The sequence below is a fragment of the Bacillus sp. SM2101 genome, from assembly GCF_018588585.1.
GTDB classification, from domain to species: domain Bacteria; phylum Bacillota; class Bacilli; order Bacillales; family SM2101; genus Nanhaiella; species Nanhaiella sioensis.
The window spans coordinates 357,914-376,325 of sequence record NZ_JAEUFG010000001.1 but is presented as its reverse complement, the minus strand read 5'-3'; the positions used below and the strand labels follow the sequence as shown (position 1 = coordinate 376,325).

General features: G+C 35.0%; 19 protein-coding genes. 16 read left to right on the top strand and 3 right to left on the bottom strand.

All coding sequences use genetic code 11. The features are described from left to right. Positions 1-72: 72 nt before the first annotated feature. The 8 genes from JM172_RS01875 to JM172_RS01840 all read left to right on the top strand — a co-directional run bounded on the left by JM172_RS01875 (position 73) and on the right by JM172_RS01840 (position 5,407). Positions 73-588 carry a YqeG family HAD IIIA-type phosphatase gene (locus tag JM172_RS01875; RefSeq protein ID WP_214480350.1) on the top strand — a complete coding sequence of 172 codons (516 nt, stop codon included), beginning with the start codon at positions 73-75 and terminating at the stop codon, positions 586-588. A 4-nt stretch (positions 589-592) separates the two neighbouring features. Next, the gene (gene yqeH / locus JM172_RS01870) at positions 593-1,699 is read left to right on the top strand and encodes a ribosome biogenesis GTPase YqeH (protein ID WP_214480349.1); all 1,107 of its coding nucleotides are present in this window, start codon (positions 593-595) and stop codon (positions 1,697-1,699) included. A 339-nt stretch (positions 1,700-2,038) separates the two neighbouring features. Continuing rightward, on the top strand, positions 2,039-2,881 hold the full coding sequence (gene aroE / locus JM172_RS01865) for a shikimate dehydrogenase (protein WP_214480348.1): 843 nt from the start codon (positions 2,039-2,041) through the stop codon (positions 2,879-2,881). Next, positions 2,875-3,168 carry a ribosome assembly RNA-binding protein YhbY gene (gene yhbY / locus JM172_RS01860; RefSeq protein WP_214480347.1) on the top strand — a complete coding sequence of 98 codons (294 nt, stop codon included), beginning with the start codon at positions 2,875-2,877 and terminating at the stop codon, positions 3,166-3,168. Before aroE ends, yhbY begins: the two co-directional genes overlap by 7 nt. 12 nt (positions 3,169-3,180) lie before the next feature. After that, positions 3,181-3,750 (top strand): nicotinate-nucleotide adenylyltransferase, encoded by a 570-nt coding sequence (locus tag JM172_RS01855; protein WP_214480346.1) that lies wholly within the window; start codon positions 3,181-3,183, stop codon positions 3,748-3,750. Beyond that, positions 3,740-4,327, top strand: coding sequence for a bis(5'-nucleosyl)-tetraphosphatase (symmetrical) YqeK (gene yqeK, locus JM172_RS01850; RefSeq protein ID WP_214480345.1), 588 nt, complete (start codon positions 3,740-3,742; stop codon positions 4,325-4,327). Before JM172_RS01855 ends, yqeK begins: the two co-directional genes overlap by 11 nt. Then, positions 4,314-4,670 (top strand): ribosome silencing factor, encoded by a 357-nt coding sequence (gene rsfS / locus JM172_RS01845; protein ID WP_214480343.1) that lies wholly within the window; start codon positions 4,314-4,316, stop codon positions 4,668-4,670. The genes yqeK and rsfS overlap by 14 nt, the downstream gene beginning before the upstream one ends. After that, positions 4,667-5,407: a class I SAM-dependent DNA methyltransferase gene (locus JM172_RS01840; protein WP_214480341.1), complete on the top strand. Its 741-nt coding sequence runs from the start codon at positions 4,667-4,669 to the stop codon at positions 5,405-5,407. Before rsfS ends, JM172_RS01840 begins: the two co-directional genes overlap by 4 nt. Before the next feature lie 100 nt (positions 5,408-5,507). Here JM172_RS01840 and comER read toward each other — a convergent pair whose 3' ends face one another. Further along, entirely contained in the window at positions 5,508-6,326 is an 819-nt protein-coding gene (gene comER / locus JM172_RS01835; RefSeq protein WP_214480339.1) for a late competence protein ComER, read from the bottom strand. Between the two features lie 89 nt (positions 6,327-6,415). On the opposite strand from comER, the gene JM172_RS01830 reads away from it, so the two are divergent. The 3 genes from JM172_RS01830 (at position 6,416) to JM172_RS01820 (ending at position 10,331) form a co-directional block, all read left to right on the top strand. After that, positions 6,416-7,024 (top strand): helix-hairpin-helix domain-containing protein, encoded by a 609-nt coding sequence (locus tag JM172_RS01830; protein ID WP_214480337.1) that lies wholly within the window; start codon positions 6,416-6,418, stop codon positions 7,022-7,024. A 296-nt stretch (positions 7,025-7,320) separates the two neighbouring features. Next, positions 7,321-7,890: a ComE operon protein 2 gene (locus JM172_RS01825; protein ID WP_214480335.1), complete on the top strand. Its 570-nt coding sequence runs from the start codon at positions 7,321-7,323 to the stop codon at positions 7,888-7,890. Between the two features lie 131 nt (positions 7,891-8,021). Further along, positions 8,022-10,331, top strand: a complete 2,310-nt coding sequence (locus JM172_RS01820) for a DNA internalization-related competence protein ComEC/Rec2 (protein ID WP_214480334.1) — start codon at positions 8,022-8,024, stop codon at positions 10,329-10,331. A 164-nt stretch (positions 10,332-10,495) separates the two neighbouring features. Here JM172_RS01820 and JM172_RS01815 read toward each other — a convergent pair whose 3' ends face one another. After that, on the bottom strand, positions 10,496-10,630 hold the full coding sequence (locus tag JM172_RS01815; protein ID WP_214480333.1) for a YqzM family protein: 135 nt from the start codon (positions 10,628-10,630) through the stop codon (positions 10,496-10,498). 299 nt (positions 10,631-10,929) lie between these two features. On the opposite strand from JM172_RS01815, the gene holA reads away from it, so the two are divergent. Beyond that, on the top strand, positions 10,930-11,949 hold the full coding sequence (gene holA, locus JM172_RS01810; protein ID WP_214480453.1) for a DNA polymerase III subunit delta: 1,020 nt from the start codon (positions 10,930-10,932) through the stop codon (positions 11,947-11,949). Between the two features lie 349 nt (positions 11,950-12,298). On the opposite strand, the gene rpsT is transcribed toward holA, so the two are convergent. Continuing rightward, entirely contained in the window at positions 12,299-12,565 is a 267-nt protein-coding gene (gene rpsT / locus JM172_RS01805; protein WP_214480331.1) for a 30S ribosomal protein S20, read from the bottom strand. A gap of 185 nt (positions 12,566-12,750) precedes the next feature. Here rpsT and gpr point away from each other — a divergent pair, with 185 nt between their 5' ends. The 4 genes from gpr (at position 12,751) to lepA (ending at position 18,265) form a co-directional block, all read left to right on the top strand. Next, positions 12,751-13,869: a GPR endopeptidase gene (gene gpr / locus JM172_RS01800; protein WP_250886446.1), complete on the top strand. Its 1,119-nt coding sequence runs from the start codon at positions 12,751-12,753 to the stop codon at positions 13,867-13,869. A gap of 119 nt (positions 13,870-13,988) precedes the next feature. Then, positions 13,989-15,188, top strand: a complete 1,200-nt coding sequence (spoIIP, locus tag JM172_RS01795) for a stage II sporulation protein P (protein ID WP_214480330.1) — start codon at positions 13,989-13,991, stop codon at positions 15,186-15,188. Positions 15,189-15,508: 320 nt separating this feature from the next. Beyond that, positions 15,509-15,871, top strand: a complete 363-nt coding sequence (locus JM172_RS01790; protein ID WP_214480328.1) for a YqxA family protein — start codon at positions 15,509-15,511, stop codon at positions 15,869-15,871. 567 nt (positions 15,872-16,438) lie between these two features. Next, on the top strand, positions 16,439-18,265 hold the full coding sequence (gene lepA / locus JM172_RS01785) for a translation elongation factor 4 (RefSeq protein WP_214480326.1): 1,827 nt from the start codon (positions 16,439-16,441) through the stop codon (positions 18,263-18,265). Positions 18,266-18,412: the final 147 nt, after the last annotated feature.

The window sequence follows — 18,412 nt, the reverse complement described above, 5'->3', positions numbered from 1 at the left end:
AAACTAAACACAAAATTAGGTATGATAATAAGGTTATATAGAGACAATCAAAAGATTAAGGTGGTATCTGAATTGCTTAGACATTTTCTACCTAATGAACACGTGAAAAGTGTATTAGATATTAAAGCGCAACACCTTCAGGAAAAAGGAATTAAAGGTGTGATAACGGATCTAGATAACACATTAGTGGAATGGGACCGTCCGAATGCAACACCGAGGTTAATTGAATGGTTTAAAGATATGGAGGAAAGCGGCATTAAAGTTACAATCGTTTCAAATAATAATGAAAAAAGGGTAAAATCTTTTTCAGATCCTTTGCATATTCCATTCATATTTGAAGCAAGGAAACCTTTAAAACGTGCATTTGGAAAAGCGCAAAAAAGCATGGAGATTTTAAAAGAAGAAACTGTTGTTATTGGAGATCAACTATTAACAGATATATTAGGTGGGAATAGAGGAGGCTATCACACGATTCTTGTCGTACCTGTTGCACAAACAGATGGTTTTTTCACTAGAATTAATCGTAAAATTGAAAGACAACTTTTAGCTTGGATGAAGCGAAAAGGCATGCTTTATTGGGAGGAATAAATAAGTGGAAAATGAACGGATTAGCTGTATCGGCTGTGGCGTAACCATTCAAACAATTGACCCTGATGGAATCGGTTATGCACCAAAGGGTGCACTAAATAAAGGAAATATTATTTGTAAAAGATGTTTTCGGTTAAAACACTATAATGAAATTCAAGATGTATCCTTAACAGATGATGATTTTCTAAATATTCTAAATGGAATTAGTAAAACAGATGGATTAGTTGTGAAAATTGTTGACATCTTTGATTTTAACGGCAGCTGGTTACCTGGGTTACACAGGTTTGTGGGCAATAAAAATATTCTACTAGTCGGTAATAAAGTTGATTTATTACCAAAGTCTGTGAAACATACTAAGGTGATCAATTGGATGAAGCAATCAGCTAAAGAATTAGGCTTGCAGCCGATTGACACGTATTTAATTAGCGCTACAAAAGGTCACGGTGTGCGTGAAGTTGCAGAAATGATTGAACAATATAGAAATGGTAAAGATGTATATATTGTCGGTTGCACAAATGTAGGTAAATCTACATTCATTAATCAAGTAATTAAAGAGTTTAGTGGAGATGAGGATGTCATAACAACTTCTCAATTTCCTGGAACTACATTAGATATGATAGAAGTACCATTAGATGATGGCTCTTCTCTATACGATACACCTGGAATTATAAATCATCATCAAATGGCTCATTTTGTTGATAAGCGAGATTTAAAGATTATTTCGCCTAAAAAAGAAATCAAACCAAAGGTTTATCAGCTTAATGAGGGCCAATCTTTATATTTTGGAGGTCTAGCACGCTTTGACTTTATAAAAGGAAATAGAACATCATTTGTTTGTTATGTTTCCAATGATTTAGCAATACACAGAACAAAGCTTGAAAATGCAGATGATTTATATAAAAAGCATGCTGGGGACCTTTTACAACCCCCGCGAAAGGAACATGTTGATGAATTTCCACCACTAATCGCTCATGAATTTACGATTAAAGAAAGAAAAATGGATATAGTATTTTCTGGTTTAGGTTGGATAACTATAGATGAGCCAGGCTTAACAATTTGTGCGCATGTACCGAAAGGTGTGGGTGTATCAATTAGAAAGTCACTAATATAATCATTGACAATTGCTTTAATTTATGTGAAGTTGCACATGAAACAGTTAATGCGAAATGAATATAAATCTTTAAACATTAAGTATATTTCACAAACTTTGTTGTATTCGTTACTGAAATAGAACAGTTTTTGAACCAAGATAAAATGATGCTAATAGACTATGTTGTGTTTAAACTTTAATTTAGGGTCTTTTTTCGTAAACTTTGTTGCTGATGTCATTGTTTTACAGAAAAGGATGCTACGAACGCTTGTTATGTATGTGGCAATTTCTTACGATGACAAACAACAAATGCAAATACAGCCTGCTTTAAAAATAGATTTTAATAGGGGATGAGGAAAAGTGACAAAATTATTTGGACTAATTGGTTGTCCAGTTGCTCATTCATTGTCACCACAAATGCATAATGATGCTTTTGCTAATTTAGAGATAGATGCAAAGTATCAAGCGTTTCATGTTGAACCAGAAAATTTAGAGAATGCAATATTAGGGTGTAAAGCTCTACAAATTGCTGGTTTTAATGTTACAATACCACATAAAGTAAGTATCATGAAGTACTTAGATGATATTGATCAACTAGCTGAGCAAATAGGCGCTGTAAATACAGTTGTAAATAATAATGGAAGATTAATTGGATATAATACCGATGGACCAGGCTATGTTCGTGCTTTAGCTAATATGGTTACATCACAATTAAATAGCAAAAAGATATTAATCATTGGTTCAGGTGGAGCTGCTAGAGGGATCTATTTTTCACTCGCAAAACATGGAGTGCAGACCATAGACATTTGCAATCGAACGATGACTACCGCAGTAGAGTTAGTAAAACAATGTCAGTTTGATGTACAATCATCGGCGTTGACTTTACATGAAGCCGAAACACGCATACATCATTATGACATTATTATTAATACTACATCTGTAGGTATGAGCCCCCAAACCAATGCTGTACCTATAAGTACAAAAAACATTAATAAGAACCATTTCGTATCTGACATTATCTATAATCCACTTGAAACAAAATTGTTAACAGAAGCACAAAACAATGGAGCAGTGGTCCAAAACGGCGTAGATATGTTTGTTTACCAAGGCGCCCTAGCGTTTGAAACGTGGACCAGTATGTTTCCAAATACAGATCGCATGAAAAATATTGTGTTAAATAAACTAGGAGGAACAACATGCTAACAGGAAAACAAAAAAGATTTTTACGTTCAAAAGCTCATCATTTAACTCCAATTTTTCAAGTAGGTAAAGGTGGGGTTAATGAAAACATGAATAAACAAATTGGTGAAGCACTAGAAGCAAGAGAACTATTAAAAATAAGTGTACTACAAAATTGTGAAGATGATCGCAACGTAGTTGCTGAAGATATAGTGAATGGTACAAAGGCTGAATTAGTTCAAATAATAGGTAACACGATCGTATTATATAAAGAATCAATAGATAACAAGCAAATTAAACTGCCTTCATAGGGTTAGTTACGTATGAAAAAAGTAGGAATTATTGGTGGGACATTTGATCCTCCTCATAATGGACATTTATTAATAGCAAATGAAGTTTTAGATAAGCTACATTTATCAGAGGTCTGGTTTTTACCAACGTATACACCTCCACATAAACAACATAAATATATATCAAGTAGTGAAGATAGACTTAAGATGCTGCGACTCGCAATTGAAGATAACCGGTTATTTAAGCTAAATACGATTGAAATTGACCGACAAGGAGTATCATATACATATGATACAATGAAGACCTTGATTGAAAAGTATAGTGATTACAAGTTTTATTTCATTATTGGTGCTGATATGGTGGAATATTTGCCTAAATGGTATAAAATCAATGATCTACTGAAGTTAGTAACATTTGTAGGTGTCAAAAGGGAGCAATATGATTTGAACACGAATTACCCTATACTACAAGTAGTAATTCCACAGTTTGATGTTTCTTCTTCATTGCTGCAACAGAGATTAAAAGAAGGCAAGACGACTCACTATCTTATGCCGAGTAAGGTTAGACAATATATTGCGGAGAATAGGTTATATGAAACGTGAAGAAGCTTTACAAATTGTAAAAGAACAATTAACTGAGCATCGTTATCTACATACGATTGGCGTTATGGAAACTGCACTTAAATTAGCAAAGCGGTACGATTGTGATCAAAAGCAGTGTGAATTAGCTGCTATCTTTCATGACTATGCAAAATTTAGATCGAAAGAAGAAATGAAAAAAATCATCATTGAGCAAAAAATGAATCAAAATTTATTGCACTTTCATAATGAACTATGGCATGCACCAGTGGGGGCTTATCTAGTACAAACAGAAGTAGGTATTGAAGATTTAGCTATCATTGATGCGATAAAATATCATACTTCTGGTAGAGAAAATATGACTTTACTTGAAAAAATTATCTTTTTGGCTGACTATATTGAACCTGGCAGGCATTTTCCTGGTGTAGAAGAAGTAAGAGCTATAGCTTCTCAGAATTTAGATGATGCTGTCATTCAGGCTTTGCATAACACGATGATGTTTTTAATGAACAAAAAACAGTTAATTTATCCGGGTACATTATTAACGTATAACGATTTACTTATGAAAAAAACGGAGGACCAAAAATATGACAAATCATGACTTGTTATTACTTGCTGCCAAAGGTGCAGATGATAAAAGAGCAGAGCAAATTGTAGCTTTAAATATGCAAGGTATTTCACTTATTGCTGATTATTTTTTAATTTGCCAAGGGAATTCTGAAAAACAAATACAAGCAATTGCAAAGGAAATTAAAGATCTTGTTGAAGAACAAGACTATACGGTTAAACGACTCGAGGGCTATGATGAAGCTCGATGGGTTTTAATAGATATTGGAGATGTTGTAGTGCACATTTTTCACAAGGATGAAAGAAGCTATTATAATCTTGAAAAGCTTTGGGGAGATGCACAGAGGGTAGACCTACAACAAGAGCTAAGTCAATGACATACAATCATTTTGCATATTACTATGACCGCTTAATGAAAGATGCCCCCTATGATTTATGGCTGAAGTTCGCGAAAGAAAATATAACAAAGTATAGAATTGGTCCCAAAATACTTGATTTGGCTTGTGGTACGGGGGAATTATCCATCCGATTAGCAGATGAAGGATTCGATGTTACGGGTGTAGATATGTCAGAGGATATGCTAGCTGTAGCTTTGGAGAAGTCATTGTCCAATAAACATTCGATCTCATTTATACAAAAAGATATGAAGGAATTATCAGGGTTCCCGTTATTTGATTGCGTTCTTATATTCTGTGATTCTTTAAATTATTTAATAGAACAACAAGACGTTGAACAAACCTTTCACCATGTATATAATCAACTAGAAGATGGTGGTTTGTTAATGTTTGATGTTCACTCTGCAAGTAAAATCAGTAACTATATAGCAACACACACTTTTGCACACCATGAAGAAGACATTAGTTATATTTGGCAGTGTTTTGATGGTGAACTTGCGAATAGTGTAGAGCACGACCTAGCCTTTTTTGTGAGGGAAGAAGATACAGAGTTATATGCACGCTATGATGAAACTCATACGCAACGTACGTTTTTAATAGATCAATATGAACAGTGGCTTGTTCAAGCAGGGTTTACTGTACTGTCTATCAGTGGTGATTTTACCGTTGAACCAATGAATGAACAGACAGAAAGAATATTTTTTGTGGCAAAAAAATAAAACTTGTTACATACAATCAAAGGGTCAGACTGAATACAGTCTGACCCTTTGAAACCAAATGAAAAAATTTTGAAGGGATTTTGCTTGAAATGTAGAATAATTAAATGAATTGGTTATGAACATCCTCTATATCTTCACAAAACTTGTCATGGGTGCTTTGAAATAAATGTTCAAACATGTCGCCTAGTTCTTTTTCTAATACTGCGATACCTACCCCAGTAACACCGCCTTTTACACATACCTTCTCCTGAAGCGTTTGTAAAGTGAAAATATCTTTTTGTAAAAGCTCACCCATCCCAATTATCATTCCTGTCGCCAAAGTAGTTGCTTGCTCTCTCGTAATCTCCGTCTCATTTGCAGCCGCATCGATAAATCTCTGTATTAAATAACTGAAAAATGCTGGTCCACAGCTTACTATATCAGATGCTACTCTAGTCACTTGTTCTTCAATGAGAACGGGTTCAGATATATTTGAAAATAAGTAATTAATATAGGATATATAATGCTGGCTACAACTTTCGCCAAAGGATATTAATGAAATTCCAGAAAACGCTCGATTTGTAATACTTGGAATAACCCTTGCAACTTGACAGTTTACCATAGATTCAATTTGATGTACTGATATTGGACTAGTTATTGAAACGAGACATTTATTATGTGTTAAACAAGGTGAAATTTGTTGTAAAAGGGGGTGAATTTGTAGTGGCTTAACACAAATAAAAATGATATCTGACTGGTTTATGACATCTTCAGCATCAGAAGTAACTGTTATTTCAGGGAAGTTTATCCTAATTTTTTCTGCTTTTTCAATCGTTCGATTGAATATACACAGTTTTGATGGTAATAGAGCTTTTGATTCAATAAATGCCTCAATTAACACCTTGCCCATATTTCCGGTACCGATAATCCCTACATTCATTGTAATATCCCCTCCTGACGTAACAATATCTCTCATATACAATATGATTTTTATTTTTACTTTATGACTGAATTGAAAGGAGCTTAATAATGGAATTTCTAAGAAAATATCAGCAGTATTGGTTTGTTGCTTTAATAATTTTAATTATTTTGACTGGTATTGTTGTTAATATGATAACGAGACCTGATGAAACAGCTATCGTTGACAGTAGTTTACCATCTTTTTTGGAGCAACAAGACAAACCGATTGCAGAAAGTAGCACGGAAGTATCTCATGTGATATATGTCGATATAAAAGGAGCCGTCACATCGGAGGGCGTCTATGAAATGGCAGAAGGCTCTCGGGTAATGGATGTTATTGAACAGGCAGGAGGAGCATTAGAGTTAGCAGACATGTCTAAAGTAAACTTGGCACAATTGGTTTATGATGAAATGGTTCTTTATGTACCTAAGCAAGGGGAGGAGGGGTATGATTTACAATATTCATTAATGGAAAAAGAAAAAGATAAAGTAGATCTAAATCGTGCCACGATGGCTGAATTAGAATCTTTGCCAGGAATTGGAGGTAAAAAGGCTGAGGCGATTATATCGTATCGTGAGGAGTACGGCTCATTTCAAGCGGTTGAAGATTTGTTAAAAATATCTGGAATTGGTGAAAAATCATTGGAAAAGTTGCTTGAATACGTAGTAGTAAGGTAAATGGATGAAATTGACATGACCTTATCACAAATTAGTTTATGATTGCTGTATTAAATAATTATACGAGGTTGTTATGCAATGATCAGCATTTTAAAGTAGAATTACTGGCTCGAATTTCTTAGTAGAAAAACAACCACAAAAAACAACAGAAAAAGCTGTTGAGAAGCTTACTGTTTATAAAAATATTTTCTACGATTGATTGTTATTAGTATTCAAAAAGCATGATATCGAAAATTGACGAATCTACACATCTTTCATTACACTATTGATATATTGAACATATTGGGGGAGTCTTTATGGAACGCATTTCATGGGATCAATATTTTATGGCACAAAGTCATTTACTAGCATTGCGAAGTACTTGTACAAGGCTTGCTGTAGGTGCCACAATTGTAAGGGATAAGAGGATAATTGCTGGTGGATATAATGGATCTATAGCAGGTGGCACACATTGTATTGATGAGGGTTGTTATGTAATTGATAACCACTGTGTGAGGACGATTCATGCAGAAATGAATGCTATTTTACAATGTGCTAAATTTGGGGTTCCTACAGAAGGTGCTGAAATTTATGTTACACATTTTCCATGTCTACAGTGCTGTAAAGCGCTCATACAGAGTGGAATAAAGGCAGTATATTATGCGAACGATTATAAAAACCATCCGTATGCACTAGAAATGTTTAAAGAGTCTAATATATTGGTCGATCAAGTTGAAGTAGATGAAATGATTATTGATTTAAAAAATCAAGAAAAACTGTTATTCGTCACCTCGTTAATTAAGAGGTTGGCTGATGAAGGTTTAGATAATAAAGAAATTAGTAAGCTACATGATGAGACAAATAAGCTGTTTACCTCATATGTGTAAATAGAAAAGCCTTGAAAATCAGTCAGACACAAATGAAGAACGTAGGTGGAGACCGCTCTCCACCTGTATTTGTATCTAAGAGCTAGAATGTTATGAGCTATTAATAACACCTTCGTATTAAGGAGGTATTTATGAACAAAAGTTACATATATGCTTTAATAGCAGCTGTATTAGGGATATTAACCTCATATTACACATTACATCCTACCGTATTGTTTTGTTTACTCCTCTATGTTGTTTACGTATTTATTAGAGAGAAATTTACTACAGCCGTTATTTTCTTCGCACTGTACATTTTTTTCTTCCTTTATTCAACTTATATAGATGAACAAAATAAAAGTAACATCTCTTCAACAGCTACCGGATTTATTATTAAATTTACTTCGGATATTCAAATTAATGGTAACCAGTTAACGACAACAGTCAAACTTCCAAATAAGGAAAAACTGTTATTACGATATAAAATAAGCTCTAAAATGGAGAAGGAAGCTTTATCTTCTATACAAATAGGTATGAAGTGCTATTTAGAAGGGACACTTGAAGAACCAGCTAATGGTAGAAATCCTTATGAATTTAATTATAAATCATATTTGCGAAGCCACAGAGTGCATTGGATTCTTAAACCAAAAAGCATTCAATTAACTCAATGCTCCACAGATGGTATGACGGTGTATGATCACATGTTATCAATGAGACAAAAAGGTATCAAGTTTACGATGGACAATCTTTCTACCAAATCGTCAGGGTTCGTTACAGCATTAATATATGGATATCGACATGCTATAGATGAACAAGTGTTATCCTCTTATCAGAAATTAGGTATCGTTCATTTGTTAGCCATTTCAGGACTACACGTTGGGTTTGTGACAGGTTTCATATATTTAATAGGCTTGAGGATTGGCATAACACGTGAAACAATGACTAATTTACTACTAATTATCATCCCTGTATACATTATTGTAGCAGGAGGATCACCTTCGGTAATGAGGGCAGGTTTAATGGCATGGTGTGTATTCTTAGCCTTTAAATTTTCATTAAAAGTCCACATCATCAATATTCTAAGTATCATTTGTTTATGTATGTTACTCATCGATCCGTATCAGTTACTTGAAGTTGGGTTTCAGTTGTCATTTATCGTTACTTATTCATTGATTTTTTCAGCCAGCAAAATTATCGGGCGCAGAAAGAATAGGATATCCCAATTATTATGTGTGTCAGTAATTGCTCAATTATCAGCATTACCAATTATTGTATATAATTTTTATGAAATATCTCCTCTTAGTATCCTTCTAAACCTTATATTCGTACCATTTTTTTCTTTGTTTATTCTCCCTTTGTCATTTATAACATTAACTAGTTTTTTCATTTATCCATCAATAGGTCAGTTACTTGATTTATGCCTTTCATTTGCTCTAAATAATGCAAATGAGTTTGTTTCTTTGTTATCCAGTATTTCAATATCATCTCTTACATTTGGAAGACCAACTACAATCGTTATGTTTGGGTATGCATTTAGTATTATTCTGTTCTTTACATATTTAGAGAAAGAAGGGACTTGGAGAAGGTTAACCGTTCCGGTTTGTATATTTTTCATTGTAGTATTGTTTAACTGGAACTGGTATTTTTTTAGCAGCCAAGGGGAAGTCATAATGCTTGATATTGGTCAAGGCGACAGTATATTAATTACACTTCCAAATCGAAAGTCGGTTTATTTCATTGATACAGGAGGTTCTATACCATTTACTCAAGAATTATGGCAACAGAAGAGTAACACATTTCAAGTAGGTGAAGATGTAATATTACCTTTATTAAAAGCAAAGGGTATTAGAAAAATTGATAAATTAATTTTAACTCACAGTGACATGGATCATGCAGGAGAAGCGTTTACGTTGTTTGAAAACATCGACATAGACGAAGTAGTATTGTCTAATACCAAGCTTGTCACTAATTTTGAAAAGGAATTAGTTGCAAAAGCAATATCTTCAAATACACATATAAATTTAGTGAAAAAAGGTGATCAATGGCTAGATCATGGGTATACATTTTATGTGTTATCACCAAGTGGAACAGAAATAGATGAGAACAATCAATCAATTGTGATTTTCACCTCTATCGGTGGTTTAAATTGGCTTTTTACTGGAGATTTAGAGGCGGAAGGAGAGTTGTCACTTATTAGATCCTTTCCGAATTTATCAAGTAACGTATTGAAAGTTGGTCATCATGGTAGCGATACTTCGACTACAGAACAATTCCTTTCAGTCATCAACCCATCAATTGCATTAATATCCGCTGGCAAAAATAATAAATTTAATCATCCGCATGAAAAGGTAATAGATCGTTTAGCTATAAGAAATATTCGTATATTTAGAACAGATAAACACGGAGCAATCATATACACATATACTAATGAAACTGGAACCTTTTACACAACATTACCATAACATAAATTAAGAAAACGTAGGCCGCTCCAATATTAATTCTTCTAAGCAGTCTTAACAGTTATTTTAAAGTAAGCTGTTTATTTCTATGTACGAAAAAAATCAATGCGAACACAGCCTCAAAAAAAGACTGTCATACGACAGTCTCAAGTGTGATGAGGTGGTTATTAAGAACCTACAAGTTTAATTACAGTAGCAATGATAAACATAGTTGCAAAAAATCCGAAAGATACGATAAACCCAACTCCTGAATCTACAGCATCGTTTCGCTTACTTTGGACATTTTCTTCAAATTGATTCACAAAATACCCCCCCTAATTCAATAATAGTATAAGCGAAAGTTCATAAAAAATCTACATTCATTAGTTTGTTTTCCTACAATGACAAGAGTTGTCACAAATAGTTCTTAATTTATACGGGAATGATATTCATACAAATTAATATCGTTACAATATAAGTGACTCGGGGCTTATGCTGTAACGTTCATATAAACTGGGAATTGGTCGTTTTGGGAGATCGGTTCCCATTACCACTTGTAAAAGTGGGAAAATACTTTTACCATATGAAGAGAACCATTTCGAACGTAGATCGGAGAGAAAAAATGGCACTTGACATATGGAGGAAAATTAAACAAGAGAATATTAACAACTTATACTTATTATATGGAAAAGAGACATATTTACTCAATGAGACAAAAAAATTACTTATATCTCACGGGTTAAAGAATGAAGAAAGAGAATTTAACTTGTCTACATATAATTTAGAGGAAACTCCTATAGAAGCTGGGATAGAAGATGCAGAAACATATCCGTTTTTTGGTGACAAAAAAATCGTCATATTTAACAATCCTACTTTCTTGACTAGTGAGAAGAGTAAAATCGAACATGATTTAAAAAAACTAGAATCTTTTATAAATCAGCCAGCAGATTTTTCAATTATAGTATTTTATGCTCCATATGAAAAATTAGATGAGAGAAAAAAGCTTACTAAATTACTAAAGAAAAAAGCGGAATTACTTGTAGCTAACACGTTGACAGAACAAGAGCTTCAAAAATGGATAGTGGAAAGGGCAGAATCATTTCAAGTGCTCATTCAAAATGAGGCCGTGGAAGAAATGCTACGTTTAGTAGGTACGAATCTTATGCTACTAACAACTGAAATTGATAAATTAGCATTATACGTAGGACCTGGTGGAAATATATCACATGAAACAGTAACATTACTTGTAGCTAGAACACTTGAACAAAATATATTTACACTAATAGATTTTATTGTTCAGAGAAAACCAGCTGAAGCAATGCAAATTTTATTTGATTTAATCGAGCAAAAGGAAGAACCGATAAAAATATTGTCTTTAGTATCAAACCAGTTTCGCTTAATATATCAAGTGAAAGAATTAGCTAGGCAAGGCTATAACCAACAAAAAATTTCATCTATTATAAAAGTTCATCCATATCGCGTAAAGCTTGCTGCTGGACAGGCTAAGCTCTTTGGGGATCAAGAATTAAAAGGAATTATCGGTCAACTAGCAGAAGCAGACTACAATATGAAAGTTGGTAATGTAGATAAACAATTGATTTTAGAACTATTTATTATGTCATTACAAGAGCAAATACATTAAACGCATTTACAGCTGATTCTACATAACATACATTCATAGAGTATTTTTAACGATGGCTGTTTTTCTAGGAAATAAACACAAATACAGCATCACTCGTGGCATCTTTTCTGATATAAAGGCTAAAAAATCTTATAAAACATACTTCCCAATCATGTGTATAGTGCAGCTAGCAACAAAGTTTACGAAAAACAAGCTTGAACATCGTGTATAAGATGGTCAAGCTTGTTTTTTATGGGGACTGCACCCCTATGCTTAAACTAGCATTCAAAGTATTATAAATGGCTATTTATTAACCTTGAGCAAAGAGCCTTTATAAAAGAAAACGACCCTTTAAAAGGATCGCATGTTATTAAGCAGTAATGCTGTTTAATTTTTTTGCTAAGCGAGACTTTTGACGGGATGCAACATTTTTATGGATAATCCCATTGCTTGCAGCTTTATCTAGCTTTTTAGAAGCTAATACAAATGCAGCTTGCGCATTTTCAACGTCTTTGTTGTCAACAAGTACTTCAAAGTTTTTAACAGCAGAGCGCATTGCAGATTTAAGTGTAGCATTATGAGCACGACGCTTATCGCCTGTTTTTACACGTTTAATAGCTGATTTAATATTTGGCATGTATTTCACCTCCCAAAAATAACAATCGAGATGATGTAAACTCGACATATCACTTACATTAGAACACATGATATTCTATCAAACGAGGACTAATAATGCAATACTTATTCGACAATGAATGTTTCTATTGACTGGTGGTAAAACTAGATTATAAATCGATTTGAAAAAAAAGGGGTGCATTCTTTTTGTCTCAATTAGACGTAAGTAAGTATTCTGTGCGAACCGATTTAGCAATAGAAGCTCATGAAATGGCATTAGAAAGCAATGCGAGGGAAGAAGCGACAAAGGAACAATCATCAATCAATGGAGTGGTAGTAAAAGAGAATGATATCGGCGGTGTAAAGGTTACGAAAGTTGATATAAATAATGACGGTGCTAAGGCGGTAGGAAAAAAAGCTGGATGTTATGTCACTCTTCAAGCAGAAGGGATTAGACAACAGGATACTGAGTTACAACAGCATGTTGAAGAAGTTTTCGCTAATGAATTCAGTAATTTTTTACAGCAGTTAAACATTCAAAAAGACGCTAGTTGCTTAGTCGTTGGCTTAGGAAACTGGAATGTTACTCCTGATGCGTTAGGACCTATAGCAGTAGAAAACTTGTTAATAACTAGACATCTATTTAAGCTGCAACCTGAAAGTATCCAGGGTGGCTTTAGATCAGTAAGTGCCATCGCGCCAGGTGTAATGGGTTTAACTGGGATAGAAACGAGTAATATTATTCATGGGGTTATCGAAAAGTCACAACCAGATTTTGTTATTGCAATTGATGCATTAGCTGCAAGGTCAATTGAACGTGTAAATGCTACAATTCAAATCTCTGATACAGGCATTCACCCTGGGTCTGGTGTGGGTAATAAGCGTAAAGAACTGAGTATTGAAACGTTGGGCATTCCTGTTATAGCAATTGGTATCCCAACAGTTGTTGATGCAGTTTCAATTACTAGTGACACCGTTGACTTTATATTGAAACACTTTGGCAGAGAAATGAAAGAGGGAAGCCGCCCATCTCGTTCACTTGCACCTGCGGGAATGACGTTTGGGGAAAGACGAAAGCTGACAGAAGAAGATTTACCGGAAGATACGCATCGACAAACGTTTATGGGGATGGTTGGTACTCTAGAAGAAGATGAGAAGCGAAAATTAATTCATGAGGTGCTATCACCACTAGGGCATAACTTAATGGTCACTCCGAAAGAAGTAGATGTATTTATTGAAGATATGGCAAATGTTATTGCATCAGGCTTAAATGCTGCTTTACATGATCAGGTTGATCAGGATAATGCAGGAGCGTATACACATTGAGGAAGTTCTATGGAACGAAAGAAGCTGAGCTTTAAACATGCACTTCAAGGTGGGGAAGGTTCTATTTCTCAAGGTTTGTTCATACTGATTAAGTAGACAAGCTTTGGAGGGATATGCCCATGAGATTTGAGCGAGGTCAAGGAATGGTTATGACAATAAAGGGATCTAATATAAAAAAAACAATAATCATCATGATGTTAGGTTGCATGATGATATTTTCGGTTACTGCAATACTGACATCGCTAAAGCCAAAATATCGTATTTCGTCATCTTCCATCAACGATTTAACAACTAGCCTTACTAGTGAATCATTACTTTACTTATTATCACTTGAAAATCATTATTTTTCTCAAATTTTATCAACTAAACCAGAAACAAATTTCCCTTCTCTACTTTTTGAAATGGCAACGAGCATTAACCTTGATGACCCACGGAGCTTGCTTGGCAGTGAATTACCTGGTTATGCATTGTATGACAGTAAAATAATTGTCGCTGGTGATGGAACTAATTATACAAATTTACCTTATGAATCAGCGCCTCCAATAGAGGTATTATTAGCAGAAAGAGATGCTTCTGTTCAAAATATGGAAGAAATGGAAGGTGGAACTGAAGGAACTGAAAAAGTAACTCCCCCTGTATTAACAACAAACGGCAAAGACGTTGTTTATATTTATCATACACATAGTCGTGAATCGTACTTGCCTCATCTTGAAGGGGTAACTGATCCGGATAAAGCTTATCATTCCGAAGTTAATGTTACCTTAGTTGGTGAGCGTCTTGAATCTGAGTTGGAAAAAAGAGGGATAGGCGTTCAGCTAGATCAGACAGACATAATGGGGCAATTAATCGCTAACAAGTTGAAGTTCTTTCAGGCATATGACCAATCCAAACCTTTAGTGCAAAGTGCAATGACAAATAACCGTGATTTGCAGTATTTTATAGATATACATCGTGATGCTAATAGGAAAGAACAAACAACACATGTGATTAATGGGAAATCATATGCTAAGACCGCTTTTGTTATTGGAGGAAATAATGCTCGTTATGAACGTAACCTTAAGCTCGCTGATGACCTACATCAATTGTTACAGCAAAAATATCCTGGTCTAAGTAGAGGGGTATTTGAATGGAGTGGAGAAGGACAAAATGGCATGTATAATCAGGACCTATCGGACAATGTTATGCTTATAGAATTTGGCGGCGTGGACAACACCTTTGAGGAATTGAACCGTACTGCAGCAGCTATTGCTGATGTTTTCAGTGAGTATTATTGGCAAGCTGAGAAAGTATCTACCGAATCAGATACAACTGCACAGTAATTTATGCAATCTAATTGTTCATTAAATCATCGTTCTCATGAAAGAAATTTCTTTGTTTTAGGCTCTTTTCGTAAACTTTATTGCTATTGTCATCAAATTAGTAATAAAAAAGTGGTTTTACATTGTTAGTTAGCGTTGTAAAGAAAAAAAGATGCCGCGTACTCTAGTTATGTACGTATTTATGTCATGATAAATCGATGCGGAAACAGCCTTATTAGTGTTTTACGTTCTTAAGTGTGAGACCATTAATCCTGATGAAGTTAGTTTATTACATATGAGCTTAGCGGTGCTTCCGTAATAAGTCTGTGAGGGTGAGTATCATGTGGAAATTCATGATGAAGTGCTTTCTTTTATGTACGGTCCTTCTTTTTGGTGTTTTGATAGGAATGCAGAAGGCCAATAGTGGGATTATTGAGATGAAAGGGTATGATGATCCTTCATTTCGAGGTGCATTAGAAATTGTAGAAACCTCTAATGGGGAATTTGAGGCAAGTGTTCTAGGTTTGGAAGCAACGAGTCATGATTTGAAACAAAAACAACAGCAATTAGCTGAAATTAAAGCCTTTAATCTATTTTCATCAATGGGGAAAACAATTGCGGAAGCGGTAAGTAATACATTTCAGAAAATATTACAAATGATTGATACTCTCTTTGAGAAAATTATGGAAGGTAAATCAGGGTAACCGTGCTTTTCATGTCAAGTACAATTACTAAACCATCTCACATTAAGAATGGTTTTTTCTTTGTGGCGAATTAATAAGTACCTTCCGATCTTTCCTTATCCCTTTGAGGTTGCTTCGCCATAGCATCTGAAGGCGCAAAGAACACCTTCGTGTGCTATGCCTTTAGAGTTTGTCGGGAATGAACGATGCGCTTCTGCTTTTTCTGTTGTCTAGCTCCAGCACCTATCCCCTCGAGGTCACTTCACTATTTCATCTGAAGTCAAAGTTCGCGTTCATATGCAATAGTTCCAGTGCTTGTCGGGGATAAACAAGCTGCTTGTGCTTTTCCTGTAGTCTAGCTCCAGGCGCCATCGGCTTCCGCTTTTCCTGTAGTCTAGCTCCAACGCATATTCCCTCGAGGTCACTTCGCCAAATCACCCGAAGGCAAACAACGCCTTCATGTGATTTTACTCCAGTGCTTGTCGGGAATGAACATGCGCTTCTGCTTTTCCTGTTGAATGTATGTTTGGCAATTGATATAATCAATGCTAGTGTATGTTGTGCCGATAATGGTAGGAGTGAATTAAAATGAACAAGAAAGAAAGAGTAAATAGGCAATCAAAAATACGGAACTTTTCTATAATAGCGCATATTGATCATGGAAAATCAACCTTAGCAGATCGTATATTGGAGAAGACGGGTGCTTTAGCCCAACGTGAGATGAAAGATCAATTGTTAGATTCAATGGATCTTGAACGAGAGCGTGGAATTACAATTAAATTAAACGCCGTTCAATTGAAATATAATGCCCAGGACGGGGAAGAATATATATTTCATTTGATTGATACACCAGGGCATGTTGATTTTACTTATGAAGTCTCTAGAAGCTTAGCTGCATGTGAAGGTGCAGTATTAGTAGTTGATGCAGCTCAAGGTATTGAAGCTCAAACATTGGCAAATGTATATTTAGCACTGGATAATGATTTAGAGATACTACCTGTCATAAATAAAATAGATCTACCGAGTGCCGACCCTGAAAAAGTAAGACAAGAAATAGAAGATGTTATCGGTCTGGATGCTTCTGATGCAGTTTTAGCTTCTGCTAAAGCTGGTATTGGAATTGAAGATATACTTGAACAAGTTGTTCAAACTGTCCCTGCACCAACTGGAGATCCAGAAGCACCGCTTAAGGCTCTCATTTTTGATTCTTTATACGATTCCTATCGAGGAGTAATTGCATATATTCGAGTCGTTGAAGGAACAGTAAAGCCTGGTCAAAAAATAAGAATGATGGCAACTGGAAAAGAGTTTGAAGTTAACGAAGTAGGAGTATTCTCACCTAAAGCCGTTTTACAGGACGAACTTAGTGTTGGTGACGTAGGCTTTTTAACAGCATCTATTAAAAATGTTGGTGACACCCGTGTAGGTGATACAATTACTGATGCCAAAAACAGTGCAGTAGAACCGCTTCCAGGTTATCGACGCTTGAATCCAATGGTGTTTTGTGGATTATACCCCATAGATACCGCCAGATATAATGATCTTCGTGAGGCATTAGAGAAATTGGAGCTTAATGATTCGGCATTGCAATTTGAACCAGAAACTTCTCAAGCACTTGGATTTGGATTCCGTTGTGGATTTCTCGGTCTATTGCATATGGAAATCATCCAAGAGAGAATTGAACGAGAATTTGGGATTGATTTAATTACAACAGCACCGAGTGTAATTTATCAAGTTTATTTAACAGATGGTATCGAGGTGCGAGTTGATAATCCATCCAATATGCCAGATCCACAAAGTATTGAACGAGTAGAAGAACCATATGTTAAGGCAACGATCATGGTTCCTAATGATTTTGTAGGTGCTGTCATGGATCTATGCCAAAATAAGCGCGGTATCTTCATCGATATGCAGTATTTAGATGAAAATCGAGTTAGTATAATTTATGAAATTCCATTGTCAGAAATTGTGTACGATTTCTTCGATCAGTTAAAATCAAACACGAAGGGCTATGCTTCGTTTGATTATGAGCTCATCGGTTACAAAGCTTCAAAGCTTGTAAAAATGGACATTTTATTAAACGGAGAGCAAGTAGACGCATTATCATTTATTGTTCACCGTGATTCTGCATATGAACGTGGGAAGATTATCGTTGAAAAACTGAAGGAATTAATACCAAGACAACAGTTTGAAGTACCTGTTCAAGCTACAATTGGTACTAAAGTAGTTGCTCGTTCCACGATTAAAGCTATGCGGAAAAACGTATTGGCAAAATGTTACGGTGGGGATATATCCCGTAAGCGGAAGCTTCTTGAAAAGCAAAAAGAAGGAAAAAAACGGATGAAGTCAGTTGGATCTGTCGAAGTTCCGCAAGAAGCATTTATGGCAGTGTTAAAGATGGATGAAGAAAAATAACAAATCTACAACCCATTTGAACACATAGGTAAATGTACTTTATAATGTTACTTGCCGCAGAAAATTCTGCGGCTTTTCTATATACTCAAGTTGAAGTTAGGAATAGATAAATTTAACAGACAGAGTGGTATGACAGCTTACGAATTA